This is a genomic window from Streptomyces sp. NBC_01428, assembly GCF_036231965.1.
In the GTDB taxonomy this organism is placed as follows: Bacteria; Actinomycetota; Actinomycetes; order Streptomycetales; family Streptomycetaceae; genus Streptomyces.
In genome coordinates this window covers 8,214,749-8,231,080 of record NZ_CP109499.1, presented here as the reverse complement: position 1 = coordinate 8,231,080, position 16,332 = coordinate 8,214,749, and the positions used below count along the sequence as shown (strand labels likewise).

Below are 16,332 nucleotides of genomic sequence, written 5' to 3'. Positions count from 1 at the left end.
CCGAAGTCCTCGGGCCCGAACGGGAGTCTGGGGCTTGGAGTGCTCTTCAGGTCAAGCCCTCTTGAACGGGCCCTCCAGAGCGGCCCACTGCAACAGCATGATCGTCTTGGCGTCGGCGATCTCTCCGGTGCGGACCATGGACAGTGCCTCGCGGAAGGGCAGTTCGACCGTCTCGATGTCCTCGCCCTCCTCGTCGAGGCCCCCGCCCTCGTGGGTGCGGGTGGACGGGCCGTAGGAGGCGGCGTAGAAGCTCACCCGTTCGGTGACCGAGCCGGGGCTCATGTAGACGTCGAAGACGTGCTCGACCGTGCCGACGGTGTGCCCGGTCTCCTCGACGACCTCGCGGCGCACGGCCTGTTCGGGGTGCTCGTCCGCCTCGTCGAGGAGGCCGCCCGGGGTCTCGATCAGCATGCCGTCCGGATGCCCGTTGACATAGACGGGGTAGCGGAACTGCCGGGTCAGCAGCACGGTTTCGCGGTCGGCGTCGAAGAGCAGCAGGGTGGCGCCGTTGCCCCGGTCGTGGGTCTCGCGCTCCTGGGTGCTCCAGGTCCCGTCGGCGAGCTGGAGGTCGAAGGTGGTGCTGCGCTCCACGTACCAGTGGCAGGACAGGAGTTGCACGTCGCGGATCTTGACCCGGGGGTTGCCGGTCAGGTCGCGGCCCACCTGGTCGAGTCCGGTGCGGCCCCTGCGGTCCGGGGTGTCGATGCCCGCGGTCATCGCGCGCCGGCCCGGTGGGAGCGGGAGATGTCGTTCATGGGGCCTGTCTACCATCCCGACAGCAAGATCCCTGCCCCAGTCGGGCCTCGCCCGTTTAGGCTCACGGCATGGAACAGACGGAGATCATCCTGCGCGCCATCGGCGTGCTCACCGAGACCAACGCCATGGTGCGCAGGATCGCCCAGGACGAGGAGGCCGGCGTCGAGGGGGCGGAGAACAACCTGGGCGCGCTCGTCACCGAGGTGTTCCCCCGGGTCGAGGTGCCCGGCGACGCCGGCCCGGCGGAGGCCGGGCAGGCGGTCGCGGACGCCTATCTCCCCGCCGCCATCTCGCTGGTGGGGGCCTTCGCGTTCCTCTTCTCCGAACTCGCCGACCTCCACGACTCCGGCAGGACCGAGGTCAGCACGGCCGATCTGCTCCAGGATCTGGCGCTACGGATGTCCCGGGCCGGGAACGAGTAGCCGGCGCGCCCGGCCGTCGCGCCGTCTCCCACGGGCCGAGGGTGCGAGGGCGGGACGAGGGTGCCGGGTCGGAACGAGGGCGCCAGGGCGGGACGAACCGGGCCTGAGGTGCCGGCCCGCGCAGGAACGACGTCCGGCTCGGCGCGGCGCGGTGACTCCGGCTCCGGCTCCGGCGGACCGGAGCCGTTCCTGACATACCGTCAGGAGTGCGGAACCACCGCCACGGGACACGGCGCGTGGTGCATCACCGCGTGGGCCACGGAACCGATGCGCCCGCCCACCGGGGACCTCTCGGCGCGGCGCCCGACGACCATCAGCTGGGCCCGGTCGGAGAGGGACAGCAGCACCTGGCCCGCGCTGCCCATCTCCACGTGCTCGGTGACGGCCACGTCGGGATAGCGCTCCCGCCAGGGCTGGAGTGCCTCGTCGAGGGCCTTGCGCTCGTACGGTTCCAGTCCGCCGGCCTCGTCGAGCAGCCGCAGCGAGGCGGGGCTGTAGGCGAACACCGGAGGCAGGCTCCACGCCCGTACGGCCCGCACCGCGGCTCCCCGGGCCGCCGCGGTCTCGAACGCGAACCGGAGCCCCGGCGCGCTGTCGTCGGGGCCGCCCTGCTGGCCCACGACGATCTCCCGGCCCCCGGCCTCACCTTCCGGGCGGTCCTCCGTGCGCACGAGCACCACCGGCCCGGGCGACCGTGCGATCACCTGCTGGCCGACGGAGCCGAGCAGGAAACCGACGAACGCGCCGTATCCGCGCGAGCCGAGGACCAGGACACCCTCCGGGCCGGCGACGCGCAGGAGCGCCTCCACAGCCTCGCCATCGAGCACCTCGGCCGTCACCCGCAGACCCTCGTGCCGGTCGGTCACCGTGCGGGCCGCGTCCTCGACCATGCCGCGCGCCCAGCGCTCCTGGTCCTCGCGGTCGCCCCCGCCGACCATGTCGTGCGGCGGCCAGTGCCAGGCGTACACGACCCTCAGGGGCAGATCCCGGCGGACCGCCTCCCTGGCCGCCCAGCCCAGCGCCGCCCGGCTCTCGGGGGATCCGTCCACGCCCACGGTGATCGGGTCGGTCATACGCCTGCCTTCCGTCGCCGGCCCGCGCGCGCGGCCGGTGGCTCTTTCGTCCTGACCGGACCAGTGTCCGGCACCCACCCCGGCAGACCGGGGTGAGGCGGCCCCGCGTGGCACGGCGGTACCGCGCTCCGGCCCGGCGGGTCTCAGGCCGAGGCGCGGACCACGATCTCCGGGTCGAAGATCAGCGACGTGGGCTCGGTGCGTACGCCCCGGATGTGCTCGTCGAGCAGCCGGGCCATGGCCGCCGCCATCTCCTCCACCGGCTGGCGCACGGTGGTCAGCGGCGGCCGGCAGGTCACCGCCACGCTGGAGTCGTCGAACCCCACGACCGCCACGTCGTCCGGCACCTGCCGGCCCTGTTCCCGCAGCACCTGGCACACGCCCTGCGCCATCAGGTCGTTCGCGGCGAACACCCCGTCCACGTCCGGGTGTTCGGACAGCAGCCCGGACATGGCGGCCATTCCGCTGTCCAGCGTGAACCCGCCCTCCGCGACGGGGACGTACGGGTGACCCCGGCGGGCCATGGTGTCGCGGAACCCGGCGAGCCGGTCCTGGCTCGCGGCCACCCCGAGGGGCCCGGTGACGGTGACGATCCGGCGGCAGCCCCGGTTCAGCAGGTGTTCGGCGGCGAGGCGCGCGCCGTCCCGGTGGGCGAGGTCGACATAGCTGAGCGGAACGGGCCGGGTGGGGCGGGCGAAGAGGACGGCGGGCAGACCCGCACCGGCGAGCAGCGCGGGCAGCGGGTCGTCGGCGTGGGTGGAGACGACGAGCGCGCCGTCGGCACTCCCCTGCCGCAGGTCGGTCAGCACCTGGTTCCTGGTCTCCGCGGACTCGGCGAACATCAGCAGGGGATGCATCGACCGCGGACGCAGGTATCCCACGACACCGCTGACGACCCGTCCGAAGAAGGGGTCCGCGAACACCCGTGCGGCGAAGGCGTTCTGCTCCTCCCCCGGGGTGTCACCGGCGCCGGACACGATCAGGGCCACCGTCTGGCTGCGGCGGGTCACGAGCGATCTGGCGGCCCGGTTGGGCGCGTAGCCGGTCCGCTCGATGGCCTCGCGCACCACTTCCTGAATTCCGGGGTCGACGTTGCGGACACCGTTGATGACCCGGGAAACGGTCGCGCGGGAGACTCCGGCCTCCCGCGCGACATCCTCCAGCGTGGGAGCCTGTCTGCTCATGGCGGCACCCTAACCGTCCGGCCCCGCCTCGGGATAGAGCGCTCTCCGCGACCGCCGGGGGCTCAGCCCGAGGCCCGGACCAGGGTGACGGCGGTCAGCGGGAGCGATCCGGCGGAGCGGCCCGCCAGCACCCGGTAGGGCCCCGGCCGGGTGCGCCAGGCGTGCTCGTCCTCGTCCCAGTGCCGCAGTGCGCGGCCCGGGATCCGCACCACCGCCGTCGTCCGCTCCCCCGGTGCGGCGTGGACGGCCGTGTAGCCCGCGAGCCAGCGTTCCGGGCGCTCCAGGGGGCCGGGGGGGCCGGCGAGGTAGACCTGGACGACCTCGCGTCCGGGACGCCCGCCCGTGTTGCGCAGCCCGATCCGCACGGTGAAGGACTCGCCGGCCACCAGGTCGTCGGGGACGTCGAGCGCCTCGTACGCCCACGTCGTGTAGCCGAGCCCGTGTCCGAACCAGTAGGCGGGGGTGCGGTGGTGGCGGGCCCAGGCGCGGTAGCCGATGTGCAGGCCCTCGTCGTAGTCGAGGCGGCCGTCGGCGGGTTCGGTACGGGTGACCGGGGCGTCGGCGAGCGTGGCCGCCCAGGTGGTGGGCAGCCGGCCACCGGGTTCGGCGTGCCCGAACAGCACGTCGGCCAGCCCGGCGCCGCCCTCCTGTCCGGGGAACCAGGTCAGCAGGACGGCACCGGCCTGCGCGCGCCAGGGGAGTTCGACGGGGCCCCCGCTGTTGACGACGACGACCGTGTGCGGGTTCGCGGCGGTCACCGCCCGCACCAGGTCGTCCTGTCGGCCGCCGAGCCCGAGGTCGGTCCGGTCGTACCCCTCGGACTCGCCGTGCTCGGTGGTGCCGACGACCACGATCGCGGCGTCCGCGCGCCGGGCGGCCACCGCGGCCTCGGCCAGCGCCGCCCGGTCGTCGGGGCGCGGTGGGGCCGCGGTCACCACGGTGGCCCGGCCGGTGCCGGGGGCGAGTTCGCGGCGCGCCGTCACCCGCACCGCATGTCCGGAGGTGAGGGGGACGCGCACGCAGTGGACGGGCGGGTTCACGTGGACGACGGCGGGGTCGTCCGTCTCCCTCGCGAACTCCCCGTCCAGGACGACGTGTTCGTCGACGGTCACGCTCATCCGGCCGAATCCGCCGACGCCGATCGTCCACGGCCCCGTCGTTCCCGGGAGCAGCAGGGCGGTGATCTCGACGGTGCGCGCACCCGGGAGCTCGGGGGGTTCCAACTGGCGTCCGCTGAGCCGGTGTTCGGAGTGCAGTTCGTTCCCCGAGGCGTCCAGCAGGCGGAGTCGCACTCCGGGGGTGTCCGTCGTGGGATCGGAGCACAGGTCGGGGGCGAGGGGCGGCGCCGGTGCGTCGGTCGACGGGCCGGGTACGTGGACGACGCGGGTGCCGTCGCCCAGGGCCGCCCTGATCCCGTCGAGCGGGGTGACGACATGCCGCGGGAAGACGCCGGCGCTCCCGCCGCCCTGCGTACGGGGCAGCGCCGCGTGCGCACCGATCACGGCGACCGTGCGCAGCCGGGCGGGGTCGAGCGGGAGGACGTAGCGGTTGTGCAGCAGGACGGCGCTCGCGGCGACGGCCCGGCGCAGCAGGTCCCGGGCGTCCCGGTCGAACCCCTCGGCCGCGCCCGCCGTTTCGGCATCGACATCGCCACCGCCAGTGAAGGCGGCACCATGACGGGTGGGAGCCTCGGCGCCCTCCGCAACGCCCGCCCGTGCGCGCGGGCCGGACGTCCCCAGGACGCGATCCGGGGCTCCGCCCCTAGGACCGGACCCGGTGGCGGTCCGCGTTCCGGCGTCGGCATAGGCACCAGCACCAGCACCAGCGGGCACCCCGGAAGCGCTGTGAGCACCTGCGGGTCCGAGAGTCCCGGGTCCGCCCCGAGCCAGGGCGTCGGCGTCTGTGTCGGTGTGGGAGTGGGAGTGGGTGTCGGCATCTTCTGGGCGGGCGGCCTCCTCCGAGGCGTCCACGCGGGCGTCGGCGCCGACGGAGGTGTCGGCACGGGCCGCCGCGCGCTCCGGCGGTTCCCCGAGCGCCCCGCACGCCGCCGCGAGCGTCAGCAGCCGGCGCACCTTGTCGTCGACGGCCGACACCGGGACGCGTCCGTCCTCCACGGCCCGCACCAGCGCGGCTCCCCAGGGACTGTCGGGTCCCGGCATGGCAAGGTCGAGGCCGGCGCGGCCGGCCGGGTCGCCGTCGCGCAGCGCACCCCAGTCGGAGACCACCACGCCGGCGAACCCCCATTCCCGCTTCAGGGGGTCGGTGAGCAGCGGACTGGCGTTCATCGTGGTGCCGTTGACGCCGTTGTACCCGGCCATGACGACCCGGACGCCGGCCTCGACGGCCGCCTCGAACGGCGCCAGGTAGACCTCCCGCAGCACCCGCTCGGACACGCGGACGTCGACGGTCAGCCGGTCGGTCTCGGAGTCGTTGGCCACGTAGTGCTTGGCCGTGGCGGCCACCCCGTGCGCCTGGATGCCGCGGACGAGCGCGGCGCCGGTGCGGCCGGTGAGTTCGGGGTCCTCGGAGAAGCATTCGAAGTGCCGTCCCCCCAGCGGGGTGCGGTGCAGGTTGAGGGTCGGCGCCAGGACCACGTCGACGTCCTTGCGGCGCGCCTCGGCGGCGAGCAGGCCGCCGAGGCGTTCCACGAACCGTTCGTCCCACAGTGCTCCGAGTGCCGATGCCGAGGGCAGCAGCAAGGAGGGATCGCGCTCGTCCCAGGACTGTCCCCGCACACCGGCGGGGCCGTCCGACAGGACCATCTCCCGCAGTCCCAGGGCCGGTTCGGCCCGGGTGCGCCAGGTGGTCGCGCCGGTCAGCAGCCGGACCTTCTCGCGGAGGGTCAGTTTGCCGAGGAGCCGTTCGCGTTCCGCCTCGTCGTCCGTCATCTCCATGTGTCCGGCCTCATTCCTGAGAGAGCGCTCTCCCGTTGGTGTCCGACTCAGTTGTAGACGCCGAACTCGTACAGCGAATAGCCCCATCCGGTGCCTCGCGCCGTTCCGTTGACCCGGACGTAGCGTCCGGTGCCGGAGACGTCGAGGTCGTCGACGCCGCCGTTGCCGTCGGTGACGCTGCGGACGGTGGTCCAGTTCTGCCCGTCGTCCGAGGTCTGGACGGTGTACGCCTTGGCGTACGAGGTCTCCCAGACGAGTTGGACGTGCCGGAACGAGGTGCGGCTGCCGAGGTCGACGCGGAGCCACTGGGGGTCGCTCCAGTCACTGGCCCAGCGGGTGGTGAGGTTGCCGTCGACGGCGCCCGCGGCGGTGCAGGGGCAGTCACCGCCGCCCGCCTGCGCCGAGGAGGCCGTGGCCGGCTTGCCGCGGGCGATGTTCGTACCGCTCGGGACGGGCGGTACGACACGGAAGGAGCGGGTCTCGACGCCGACGTTGCCCTTGCCGTCCTTGGCCTTGACGTAGATCTTCCAGACGCCGGGCTTGTCCGGCGCGGTCACCCTGAGCCGGCCGCCGCCGAGGTTGGTGGCGGGCAGCGTGACGAGCTGCTTGCTCTGGTCGATGTAGTTGCTGTTGTCCTGCACCTCGTACGTGATCGGGTCGCCGTCGGGGTCGGTGGCCTTCACCGCGAGGGTGAGGTCGCCCCCGGCGGGCACCTTGGCGGCATCGCCCTCGACGGTCAGGTCGGAGATGACCGGCGGGGTGTTGTCGTGGGAGGTGTCCGCCCCGTACGCCTTCTTCACGGCGTAGTACGACAGCCGCTTCTCACCCGCGGGGAGCAGGTTGAACCAGATGCCGCCGAAGTCGTACTCCGTGCCGTAGTGGAACATCGTGGCGCCGAGCGCGACGCCCTTGTGTCCGGTGATGCAGTTCCACGCCCGGGTGTATCCGTCGGCCTTGGCCCGGTCGGTGGGCTCGGCGGGGACGCCGTTCGCGTCGTCCGGCACCTCCCACTCGCCCGCGGGACCGGTCTCGGTGACGATGTAGGGCTTCGTGTAACCGCCCTGCTGCCAGGCCGCCTTGACGTCACAGACCGCGTTGTAGGCGTTCACGGCGTAGAGGTCGAGGTCGGGGGCGTTCTTCTTGTAGTACGGCCAGGCGCCGACCCACGCGTCGGTCGAGGTGACCGGGTGGTTGGGGTCGACGGCGTGGATCTTCTTCGTGATGTCGTTGACGAGAGTCGTGTACGCGTTGCGCTGGCGCTCCAGCTCGTCACCGCTGTAGCAGTTCTGCAGGCCGAGCACGGATTCGTTGCCGACGTTCCACATCAGGACACCGGGGTTGTCCTTGTAGGTGGCCGCCCACTGCGGGAACTCGCTGAGGACCTGGTTCTTGTAGGCCGTGTCCGTCAGGTAGTTGACGCAGCCGCCGCTGCCGGGCCCGCCGCCGGGCTGCAGCCAGAAGCCGGCGATCACCTTGATGCCCTGGGCGGCGGCCGCGTCGAAGAGCGGCTTGCTGGACGCGTCGGTGCCCCAGGTGCGGATGGTGTTGACGCCCATGGACTTCAGGTCGGGCATGTAGCGCGGGGCGTCGCTGACGGACGGCCCCCAGGTGAGGCCCTTGATCTGGTACGGGCTGCCGTCGACGGTCAGTTGCCAGTTGCCCTGCGAGCCGGTGACCTTGACGACGCTGCCGGCGGCGTGCGCGGGCTGGGAGGGCAGCGCGACGAGAGCTCCCGCGGCGAGCAGGCCCGCGGTGAGGGGCGCCGTGACGCGGCGCCGGGTGGTACGGGATGCGGTCATGAGTGTCCGTCCGGTGTGCGGGTGAGGGGGGAGGAGCAGGGGGTCGGGCGGTGGGGTCCCGCCGGCCGGGGCCATGTACCGGCCGGCGGGAGTGCCGGCGTCAGGGAAGCCGGTAGTTCGCGTCGAGCGCCGCGCCCGCCTCGGGGTGGGTCTGGTCGTAGCCGCGGGCGTCGCACTGGAGGCCGCCGACGACACAGTGGTCGACGAGCGCCTTGAGCGTCGGCGCGTCCCAGGCGTTGAAGAAGTCGTAGTGGAAGGAGTAGCCGGCGCCGCTCGCCAGTTTCACCTTGGACATGTCGCCGTTGACCGGGAAGGCCATCTTGAACTCGATCATGGGCAGGGCGACGGGGTGGTCGTCCGGGCAGATGTTGTTGTTCGTGCCGGGGTTGACCACCGGATACGCCATGTGGCTCTGGTGGTTGGGAGTGTCCAGGTACTTGCCGTCCCAGCAACTGGGCGCCTGGAAGCGGATGTTGAGCTGGACGTCGGCCCTGTTCGGGCACTGCGCGGGGAAGTCGACGTTGAAGAAGCTGTCGCCGCACTCCCAGCCCTCCACGAAACCGCGGTGGTTGCGGAAGTCGGCCGCCGACTGCAGGGGGCTGCCGACGACGAAGCGCAGTCCCTTCGGGAAGGGCCGCACGCTGGTGTAGTCGGTGACCCCGGCCTTGTAGTAGATGACCTGGGGGCCCACCGGAAGCACGGGTGTGCTGCCGTTGAGCAGGGTCGGCATCCAGTAGGCCGACTTGTCACCGGGGGCCTTGCAGGTGGTCCCGCCGGAGTCGAGCGAGGCGGTGGTGCTGGCCGCGTTCGTGGTGGTGTTGCCCATGAAGGTGTGGTCGTGCGACTTGCCCGGCTGGCCGGGGTAGACGATCGGGTCGTCCGGCCGGGTGTGGGACACCGAACAGTTCGCCTGGAACTCGTGGAAGTACCGGTGCGTCGGCTCCGCCTTGGAGGGGACGACCCCGGTCACCGGCGGGTTCGCCGGGATGTATCCGTCGCCGTCCGGGTCCTCGGGCGAGGCGAGCGTCGAGGCGGGCATCGCGTGCCCGGTGTGGACGGTGGCCGAACCGGCCACCGAGGTTGCCGCGCCCGATGCCGGGTCGGCGCTCATCGCCACGCCGGCCAGGCCGAGCGTGGTGAGGACCAGTGCGCTGGACATCAGGATTCCTGAGACGATCTTCGATCTCCGTGCCATGGAGACCTCCTGCCACGTCGATGGGGACGGTGGGGGCCGGGCGACCCGCGGACGAAGTGCGGTCCGGGGCCGCCCGCGTGACGGTCCATCACATGTGCCGAGGAAACTGGGAGAGCGCTCTCCCGTCGAGGAGTGTTGTGGCGGTTGCGCAAGGGTGTCAAGGGAGCTGACGGAGAATCACTGCGTGCGATGCACGCATCTCTTGAACGCACCAGGACGCCGGGAAACCGCCCCCAAGTCCCCTTAAAGACTCATCAAGTGTGGCAAATTCAGGCCGAGTTGACGGTCCAGTCGGCAACAACATGCGGTACTCCGGTCACAACTCTTGACGCGTCGTTCACCTGGATGAAGCATGCATCGGCAAGAGAGCGCTCCCCCAACCTCCCACCGTTCACTTCCTGAACCAGGAGAGTCGCCCCCCATGTCGCACACCCCCACGGACACCCCGGACTCCGGCCGCTCCTCCGTCGCGCGCCGCACCGTTCTCGGAGCGATGGCCGCCGCCGCGGCGACGCCCGGGATCCTCGCCCTGTCCTCCCCCGCGTCCGCCGCGCCGGCCCCGCAGGCGGCCGCCCTGCCCGGCGGCGGTGACCTCGGCCCCAACGTCATCGTCTTCGACCCGTCGACGGCGGGCATCCAGGCCAGGCTCGACCAGATCTTCAAGCAGCAGGAGACCGCCCAGTTCGGCACGGGCCGCTACGCGCTCCTGTTCAAGCCGGGTACGTACAACGGGCTCAACGCCCAGCTCGGCTTCTACACCTCGATCGCGGGCCTCGGTCTGTCCCCGGACGACACGTCGATCAACGGCGACGTGACCGTCGACGCCGGCTGGTTCAACGGCAACGCCACCCAGAACTTCTGGCGTTCGGCGGAGAACCTCGCCCTCACCCCGGTCAACGGCACCAACCGCTGGGCGGTCGCGCAGGCGGCGCCGTTCCGCCGGATGCACGTGCGGGGCGGCCTCAACCTCGCCCCGAACGGCTACGGATGGGCCAGCGGCGGCTACATCGCCGACAGCAGGATCGACGGTTCGGTCGGCCCCTACTCGCAGCAGCAGTGGTACACCCGTGACAGTTCGGTGGGCGGCTGGTCCAACGCCGTCTGGAACATGGTGTTCTCCGGTGTCCAGGGCGCGCCCGCGCAGTCCTTCCCGAACCCGCCGTACACCACGCTCGACACCACCCCGGTCTCCCGGGAGAAGCCGTTCCTGTACCTCAACGGCAGCGAGTACCGGGTGTTCCTGCCGGAGAAGCGCACCAACGCGCGCGGCGTCACCTGGGGCAGCGGCACGCCGCGCGGCACGTCGCTGCCGCTCAGCCAGTTCTACGTGGCCAAGCCCGGCGTCACCGCCGCCACCCTGAACGCGGCGCTCACCCAGGGGCTCCACCTTCTGCTGACCCCGGGCATCTACCACCTGGACCAGCCGATCCAGGTCAACCGCGCGGGCACCGTGGTCCTCGGGCTCGGCTACGCCACGCTCATCCCGGACAACGGCGTCACCGCCCTGCGGACGGCCGACGTCGACGGTGTCCGGCTCGCCGGATTCCTGATCGACGCCGGGCCCGTCAACTCCAACACGCTCCTGGAAGTGGGCCCGACGGGCGCCTCGGCGGACCACTCGGCCAACCCGACCACCGTGCAGGACGTGTTCGTGCGCATCGGCGGGGCCGGCGCGGGCAAGGCGACGACCAGCATGGTCATCAACAGCCGCCACACGATCATCGACCACACCTGGGTGTGGCGGGCCGACCACGGCACCGGCGTCGGCTGGGACACCAACCGGGCCGACTACGGCATCCGCGTCAACGGCTCCGACGTCCTCGCCACCGGGCTGTTCGTCGAACACTTCAACAAGTACGACGTCCAGTGGTTCGGTGAGCGGGGCCGCACCATCTTCTTCCAGAACGAGAAGGCCTACGACGCCCCGAACCAGGCGGCCATCCAGAACGGCAGCATCAAGGGGTACGCGGCCTACAAGGTGGCCGACTCCGTGACCACGCACGAGGGCTGGGGTCTGGGCAGCTACTGCTACTACAACGTCGACCCGACGATCGTGCAGCACCACGGCTTCGCGGCGCCGAACAAGCCGGGCGTGAAGTTCCACGACCTGCTGGTCGTCTCGCTGGGCGGGGCCGGACAGTACGAGCGGGTCATCAACGACACGGGGGCACCCACGTCGGGCACCTCCACCGTGCCGTCCACGGTGGTCTCCTACCCCTGACGGTTCCCGCCCGCGGCGCACCGCCGGGACCCGTCCTCCCGCTGAGGAGGACGGGTCCCGGCGGTGGACGGCCGGCCGTGGTGCGGCCGCCGCGGGTTCAGTAGCGCTGGGCCTTCGCGAGCACGGGGGTGAGCTGGGGCTCCGCGGGCTGCCGGCTGACCACGACCGGCTGCGCGCGCTTGCCCGGTTCGAGGTTCTCCTTGCCGACGTAGCGGGTCTCCACGACTTTCCCGTCGGGGTTCTTGAAGTCGACCTGGACGGCGTACGACGCCTTCTGGCCGGTCGTGTTGGTGATGGTGACGACCACGGCGCGCAGACCGCCGGTCTCCCCGGTGGGCAGGCCGGTCATGCTGACGTCGGAGGTCGCGTTGCCGGCGCCCTTGACGTCCTTCAGCTGCTTCTGGGCGGTGACCGCGGCGCGCTCGGTGTCGGCGTTGACCGACGCGGCGAACTCCGAGGCCCGGGCCGACACGGAGGCGGCCGCGGACGACGCCCGGCCGCTCGCGGACTCGATGATCGAGGAGGCGGCGGAGGCGATCGCGGAGGGCGGTGTCCCCGTGAAGTCGGAGGCGTTCGGCGGGGTGGGATTGGCCGAGGCTGCCCCGCTGTCGTTGTCGCTGTCCGAACTGCACGAGACCAGGAGGGACCCGCACGCGATCGCGGCCAGCAGGGCAGCGATACGCCGTGGTCCGCCTCGGCCGGGGGTTGCGCGTCTGCTCATGGGGTTCGCCTCTTCCTGCCGTACGGGGCACGGGGGCTCGTCGGCTCGTCCACTTCCGTTCGTACGGACTCCCTCATGCTCCGTGCCGTGCGCGGTGGCGGCGAACCACGGGCGCCCATTGGGGTGGCGCGGGGATCTCAGCGGCCGTGTCCCGTGCGGTCGAGCCACGCCTGCGACACCGCCAGGGCCGCCGCCATGATGCTCAGCTGCGGGTTGACCTCCGGGCAGGCCGGCAGGACCGAGCCGTCCGCGACGAGTACGCCGTGGACACCGCGCAGCCGCCCCTCGGGGTCGGCGGGAGCGCGCCCGGGGTCGGCGCCCGCGGCCACGGTGCCGGTCGGGTGGAACGCCGACAGGCGCAGATCGCGGGGCCCCACGCCCGCGAGGAGGTCGTCGAGCGCGTCTAGCGAGCGGGCCCGGGGCGCGCTCGCGACACCGGTGAGGACCTCCTCGGCGCCCGCGGCGAACAGCAGACGGCCCATGGCGCGGACGGCTGTCATCAGCCGGTCCGCGTCGCGCGGGTCGAGGGCGTAGCCGACCACGGTGCGGTCGCGGCCCATGACCCGGCCGGAGGGGCGGTCGGCGATCATGGCGCCGAGGGTCGCGAGGTGGTCGGCGCCCTCCAGTTCGCGCCGCAGTTCGCGGCCGAGGCCCGGCAGGACGAAGCTGCCCATGCCCGGCGGGCTCGCGGTCGCCTCGACGAGGACACCGCGGTCGTGGAGTTCCTCGACGCCGACGCTCTGCAGGACGCCGCGCGAGGCCGTGACGGGTTCGGCGAAGCGTCCGGCGACGCTGGTGGCCGGGTGGACGCTGAGGTTGCGGCCGAGGCGGGGGTGCCCGCCGAGACCGGAGCGGCGCAGCAGCGCCGGCGTGTGGAGTGTCCCGGCCGCGGCCACGACGAGGGGCGCGAGGATCTCCAGTTCGCTGCCGTCGGCCCGGCGGGCCAGCACCCCCGCGGCGCGGGGTCCGCCCGGCACGTCGCGGTCCAGCAGGACGCGGTGGGCGCGCACCCCGGTGACGATCCGGGCGCCCGCGGCGCAGGCGTCGGGCAGGACGGAGAGCTGGACGCTCTGTTTCGCGCCGGTCGGGCAGCCCACCACGCACTGGCACGAGCCTTTGCAGCCGGGCGCGTTGCGGCGCAGGGGCGCGGCCCGCCAGCCGAGTCGTTCGGCGCCGGCGAGGGCGAGCAGGCCGTTGGTGCCGAGGACGTCGAGGGGTTGCGGCGCCACCCGGAGGGTGTGTTCCACCTCGTCGAGGAGGGGCCCGAACCCGTCGGCGAGCGCGAAGCCGAACGTGCCGCTCCAGCGGGCCAGGACGTGGTCCGGAGTCCGGTAGCAGGTACCGGAGTTGACGACGGTGGTGCCGCCGACCGCGCGGCCGACCGGCAGCAGCAGCGGCGGGTTGCCGAGGGCGACGGTGGCGCCGCCGTCCCGGTACAGCTCGGCGAACCGGTCGAGGGGTGCCCGGCGTCCGAAGGAGGCCGTGGAGTGGTGCTCGCCCTCCTCCAGGACCACCACGTCGAGTCCGGCGCGGGCGAGGGTCCGGGCGGCCATGGCGCCGCCCGCGCCGGAGCCGACGACGATCACGTCGGCGGTGCTCCGGGCGGGCCAGTCACCGGCCGGGGTGCAGTCGAGCGGCGGGTCCGGCGGCGCCGCGGGTGGCGTGGGCGCGGGGCCGGCCATCATCCGTTCGGTGCCGGCGGCGAGCAGTACGGGAACCTTGAGGACGTCGAGGAGCGGGGCGAGCCGGGGGTGCGCGGCGAGGGAGCCGAGGAGGTCCTCGCGTTCACCGGGCGCGAGGGCGGTGAGGCGTCTGCCGGTGCGCAGGACGGTGTAGGTCTCCAGGGCGGCGACGGCGGTGCGGACGCCGGCGCGGGCGGGCCGGGGCAGGCCGGCGAGGACCGAGTCGAGGCGGTTCGGTACGCGGGCGGGCCAGTCGGCGTCGCCCGTGTCGGCGAGGAGCGCGGCGACGAGTCCCTCGGCGGTCATCGGTCGCCCGCCTCGGCGTGCGCGGTGCCGTCGAGTTCCCAGGTCGCCTCGGGCCGCCAGCGCCCCCACCAGCGTTCCAGCACGATACGGGCGTCGGCCGACTCGCTGTTGCGGCACACCGCGGGGGCTCCGTCCGGGTCGCGGTAGGTGAGGGTGAGGGTCCGCTCGGGGGGCTGTTCCACCTGAACGCGGATGCGGCGCAGGGCCGTTCGTCCGGTGACCGTCCACGCGGGCAGGCCGAACGCGGCGCGGAAGCGTCCGAGGCCGAGCCAGCCGACGGCGGAGCGTTCGGGGCGCCGGGGCCAGGTCCGGCCGTGCCGGCGCAGCCGCAGGAAGACGAGCGGGGGCAGCCGGCGCAGGGCGGGCCGGGTGGACACGGCCGCGACGATCTCCAGCACGTCGCCGTCGCCGAGGTCGGCGTGCAGCCAGGTCCACCGGTGGGCGTTGCCGTGCCCGTAGATCCGGGCCGACGCTCCGGGCGCGCCGCGCAGGGTGAGGGTCGTGCCGCCGTACGTGAACGTGCCGTCGTAGGTGGCGCGGGCGGCCGGGAGCATCTGGGCCGCGGGGAGCAGGGGCCGGTTCCAGGACCAGCGGGGGAAGGTGAACAGCGCTGCCGCCTGCGGTCGTTCGTCGAGATTCCAGTGGAAGTCGCCGGCGGTGCCGCTCAGGCGTCCCGCCGTGCTGCTCACCCCGTCGGCGGCGAAGCCGTCCGTCGGCCGGGTCCAGGGGACGGGTCCGAAGCGGGCGTGCGTGACCTCGCCGGCGCGGGGGAAGGCGGCGACCCAGCCGTGCGCGACGGGTGCGGATCCGTCCGTGGGTGCGGTGAGTTCGTGGTGCACCCACACGCCGGTGCCGGTGTCGGGGTCGGTGAGGGTGGTGTACCAGACCTCGGTGCGGCCCGGAGTTCCGTTCCAGCGGGGGGCCGTGTGCCGCTCGGGGCGCTCGCAACGGGGGAAGCGGAAGCCGAGCAGGAACGGGGCGAGGCCGGTGGCGGCGGGGAAGCGCAGGACTCCTTCGCCTGCTCGCGCGTCGCCGTCGTACAGCGTGAAGGGCAGCACCGTCATCGAGGTGAACGGGTGGCGCGGGGTCACGGACTTCCAGCCGTCCAGGGTGAGACGGCGGCCGTCGAGGGTGAACGCGAGCCGGTAGCGGATGCGTCGGCGGGCGATCGGTGAGATCTCCAACTCGCCCGTGGCGCCCGGGTCGTCGGTGTGTCCGACGACCCGGACGCGGCCGGTGAGCCGGGCGTTCGTCGTCCGGTGCGGGAGGAGGACCCGGTCGGCGTCGGCCCGCAGGTCGAGGCGCATGCGCCGCTCGCCGGGGTCGCCGTCGAGGCGGACCGTGCCGAGCATGGTCTCGGTGAACACGGTGCCCCTCACGCGAGGCCGTCCAGCATGATGCGCTCGGTCTCCCGCAGATAGGCGGCGGCCGCCGCGTGGGCCCGGGTGGCGTCCCCGCCGGTGACCGCCTCGACCACCGGCACCAGGCGGTCGTGCGCCGCCCGGGGATCGGTGAAGGGGCCCTTCAGGAGCGAGCGGACGGGCAGGTAGGCGTTGAAGAGGGTGTTGGTCAGCAGGACGTAGACACGGTTGCCGGTGGCCCGGGCCAGGGCCCGGTGCACCTCGATGTCGGCGAGCTGTACCGCGTCGGCGCCGTCGGCCCCGCGGACGGCGTCGAGCAGTGCGGTCAGTTCGGCGCGCTGGGCGCGGGTGCCCCGGACGGCGGCCCGCTCGGCTATCAAGGCGCCGATGCCGCGACGGACCTCGAAGACCTCGCGCACCCATCCGGCGTCGTGCCGGACCAGCATCGGCAGCAGATCCGCCCCACCGAGCCGGGCGTAGTCCCGCACCCGGGTCCCGACGCCGTGTCTGGTCTCCAGCAGCCCGGCCTGGACGAGCCGGCCGAAGGCGTGCTTGAGCGTGGTGCGCGTGACGCCGTACCCGTCGGCGAGCCGTCGCTCCGGGGGCAGGTAACTCCCGGCCGGGTGGCGGCCGTCGAGGATGTCCGTGCGCAGTCGGTCCTCCAGGACGTCGACGATCGTCTCGCGGGGCAGAGCCTCCACGATTCCCCCTTCGGGCA

Annotated in this window: 12 protein-coding genes; 2 read left to right on the top strand and 10 right to left on the bottom strand. The window is 73.1% G+C overall.

The window, feature by feature from the left end; all coding sequences use genetic code 11:
- Window positions 1–51: 51 nt before the first annotated feature.
- Window positions 52–717, bottom strand: a complete 666-nt coding sequence (locus tag OG406_RS35880; RefSeq protein ID WP_266619788.1) for an NUDIX domain-containing protein — start codon at window positions 715–717, stop codon at window positions 52–54.
- A 107-nt stretch (window positions 718–824) separates the two neighbouring features.
- Here OG406_RS35880 and OG406_RS35875 point away from each other — a divergent pair, with 107 nt between their 5' ends.
- Entirely contained in the window at window positions 825–1,178 is a 354-nt protein-coding gene (locus OG406_RS35875) for a hypothetical protein (RefSeq protein ID WP_164370484.1), read from the top strand.
- A gap of 200 nt (window positions 1,179–1,378) precedes the next feature.
- Here the strand turns inward: OG406_RS35875 and OG406_RS35870 are convergent, their stop codons facing one another.
- The 5 genes from OG406_RS35870 to OG406_RS35850 all read right to left on the bottom strand — a co-directional run bounded on the left by OG406_RS35870 (window position 1,379) and on the right by OG406_RS35850 (window position 9,323).
- Entirely contained in the window at window positions 1,379–2,251 is an 873-nt protein-coding gene (locus tag OG406_RS35870) for a universal stress protein (protein ID WP_164370483.1), read from the bottom strand.
- Window positions 2,252–2,394: 143 nt separating this feature from the next.
- Window positions 2,395–3,435, bottom strand: a complete 1,041-nt coding sequence (locus tag OG406_RS35865) for a LacI family DNA-binding transcriptional regulator (RefSeq protein ID WP_266610652.1) — start codon at window positions 3,433–3,435, stop codon at window positions 2,395–2,397.
- 62 nt (window positions 3,436–3,497) lie between these two features.
- On the bottom strand, window positions 3,498–6,323 hold the full coding sequence (locus OG406_RS35860; protein WP_329191089.1) for a glycoside hydrolase family 3 C-terminal domain-containing protein: 2,826 nt from the start codon (window positions 6,321–6,323) through the stop codon (window positions 3,498–3,500).
- A gap of 53 nt (window positions 6,324–6,376) precedes the next feature.
- Window positions 6,377–8,128 carry a discoidin domain-containing protein gene (locus tag OG406_RS35855; protein ID WP_081222700.1) on the bottom strand — a complete coding sequence of 584 codons (1,752 nt, stop codon included), beginning with the start codon at window positions 8,126–8,128 and terminating at the stop codon, window positions 6,377–6,379.
- Window positions 8,129–8,228: 100 nt separating this feature from the next.
- Window positions 8,229–9,323 (bottom strand): DUF1996 domain-containing protein, encoded by a 1,095-nt coding sequence (locus tag OG406_RS35850; protein ID WP_267051720.1) that lies wholly within the window; start codon window positions 9,321–9,323, stop codon window positions 8,229–8,231.
- Between the two features lie 421 nt (window positions 9,324–9,744).
- Here OG406_RS35850 and OG406_RS35845 point away from each other — a divergent pair, with 421 nt between their 5' ends.
- Window positions 9,745–11,544: a coagulation factor 5/8 type domain-containing protein gene (locus OG406_RS35845; protein ID WP_081222702.1), complete on the top strand. Its 1,800-nt coding sequence runs from the start codon at window positions 9,745–9,747 to the stop codon at window positions 11,542–11,544.
- Between the two features lie 97 nt (window positions 11,545–11,641).
- On the opposite strand, the gene OG406_RS35840 is transcribed toward OG406_RS35845, so the two are convergent.
- The 4 genes from OG406_RS35840 to OG406_RS35825 all read right to left on the bottom strand — a co-directional run bounded on the left by OG406_RS35840 (window position 11,642) and on the right by OG406_RS35825 (window position 16,315).
- Window positions 11,642–12,265 (bottom strand): hypothetical protein, encoded by a 624-nt coding sequence (locus OG406_RS35840; protein WP_266610657.1) that lies wholly within the window; start codon window positions 12,263–12,265, stop codon window positions 11,642–11,644.
- Between the two features lie 137 nt (window positions 12,266–12,402).
- Entirely contained in the window at window positions 12,403–14,253 is a 1,851-nt protein-coding gene (locus OG406_RS35835; RefSeq protein ID WP_329189849.1) for a GMC family oxidoreductase, read from the bottom strand.
- The gene (locus tag OG406_RS35830; RefSeq protein WP_329189847.1) at window positions 14,250–15,632 is read right to left on the bottom strand and encodes a hypothetical protein; all 1,383 of its coding nucleotides are present in this window, start codon (window positions 15,630–15,632) and stop codon (window positions 14,250–14,252) included. The genes OG406_RS35835 and OG406_RS35830 overlap by 4 nt, the downstream gene beginning before the upstream one ends.
- On the bottom strand, window positions 15,629–16,315 hold the full coding sequence (locus tag OG406_RS35825; protein WP_329189845.1) for a FadR/GntR family transcriptional regulator: 687 nt from the start codon (window positions 16,313–16,315) through the stop codon (window positions 15,629–15,631). Before OG406_RS35825 ends, OG406_RS35830 begins: the two co-directional genes overlap by 4 nt.
- Window positions 16,316–16,332 lie beyond the last annotated feature (17 nt).

Bases quoted from the DNA above. Each gene is read 5' to 3' on its own strand.
- OG406_RS35880 (WP_266619788.1), bottom strand. From the start codon at position 717: ATGACCGCGGGCATCGACACCCCGGACCGCAGGGGCCGCACCGGACTC.
- OG406_RS35875 (WP_164370484.1), top strand. From the start codon at position 825: ATGGAACAGACGGAGATCATCCTGCGCGCCATCGGCGTGCTCACCGAG.
- OG406_RS35870 (WP_164370483.1), bottom strand. From the start codon at position 2,251: ATGACCGACCCGATCACCGTGGGCGTGGACGGATCCCCCGAGAGCCGG.
- OG406_RS35865 (WP_266610652.1), bottom strand. From the start codon at position 3,435: ATGAGCAGACAGGCTCCCACGCTGGAGGATGTCGCGCGGGAGGCCGGA.
- OG406_RS35860 (WP_329191089.1), bottom strand. From the start codon at position 6,323: ATGACGGACGACGAGGCGGAACGCGAACGGCTCCTCGGCAAACTGACC.
- OG406_RS35855 (WP_081222700.1), bottom strand. From the start codon at position 8,128: ATGACCGCATCCCGTACCACCCGGCGCCGCGTCACGGCGCCCCTCACC.
- OG406_RS35850 (WP_267051720.1), bottom strand. From the start codon at position 9,323: ATGGCACGGAGATCGAAGATCGTCTCAGGAATCCTGATGTCCAGCGCA.
- OG406_RS35845 (WP_081222702.1), top strand. From the start codon at position 9,745: ATGTCGCACACCCCCACGGACACCCCGGACTCCGGCCGCTCCTCCGTC.
- OG406_RS35840 (WP_266610657.1), bottom strand. From the start codon at position 12,265: ATGAGCAGACGCGCAACCCCCGGCCGAGGCGGACCACGGCGTATCGCT.
- OG406_RS35835 (WP_329189849.1), bottom strand. From the start codon at position 14,253: ATGACCGCCGAGGGACTCGTCGCCGCGCTCCTCGCCGACACGGGCGAC.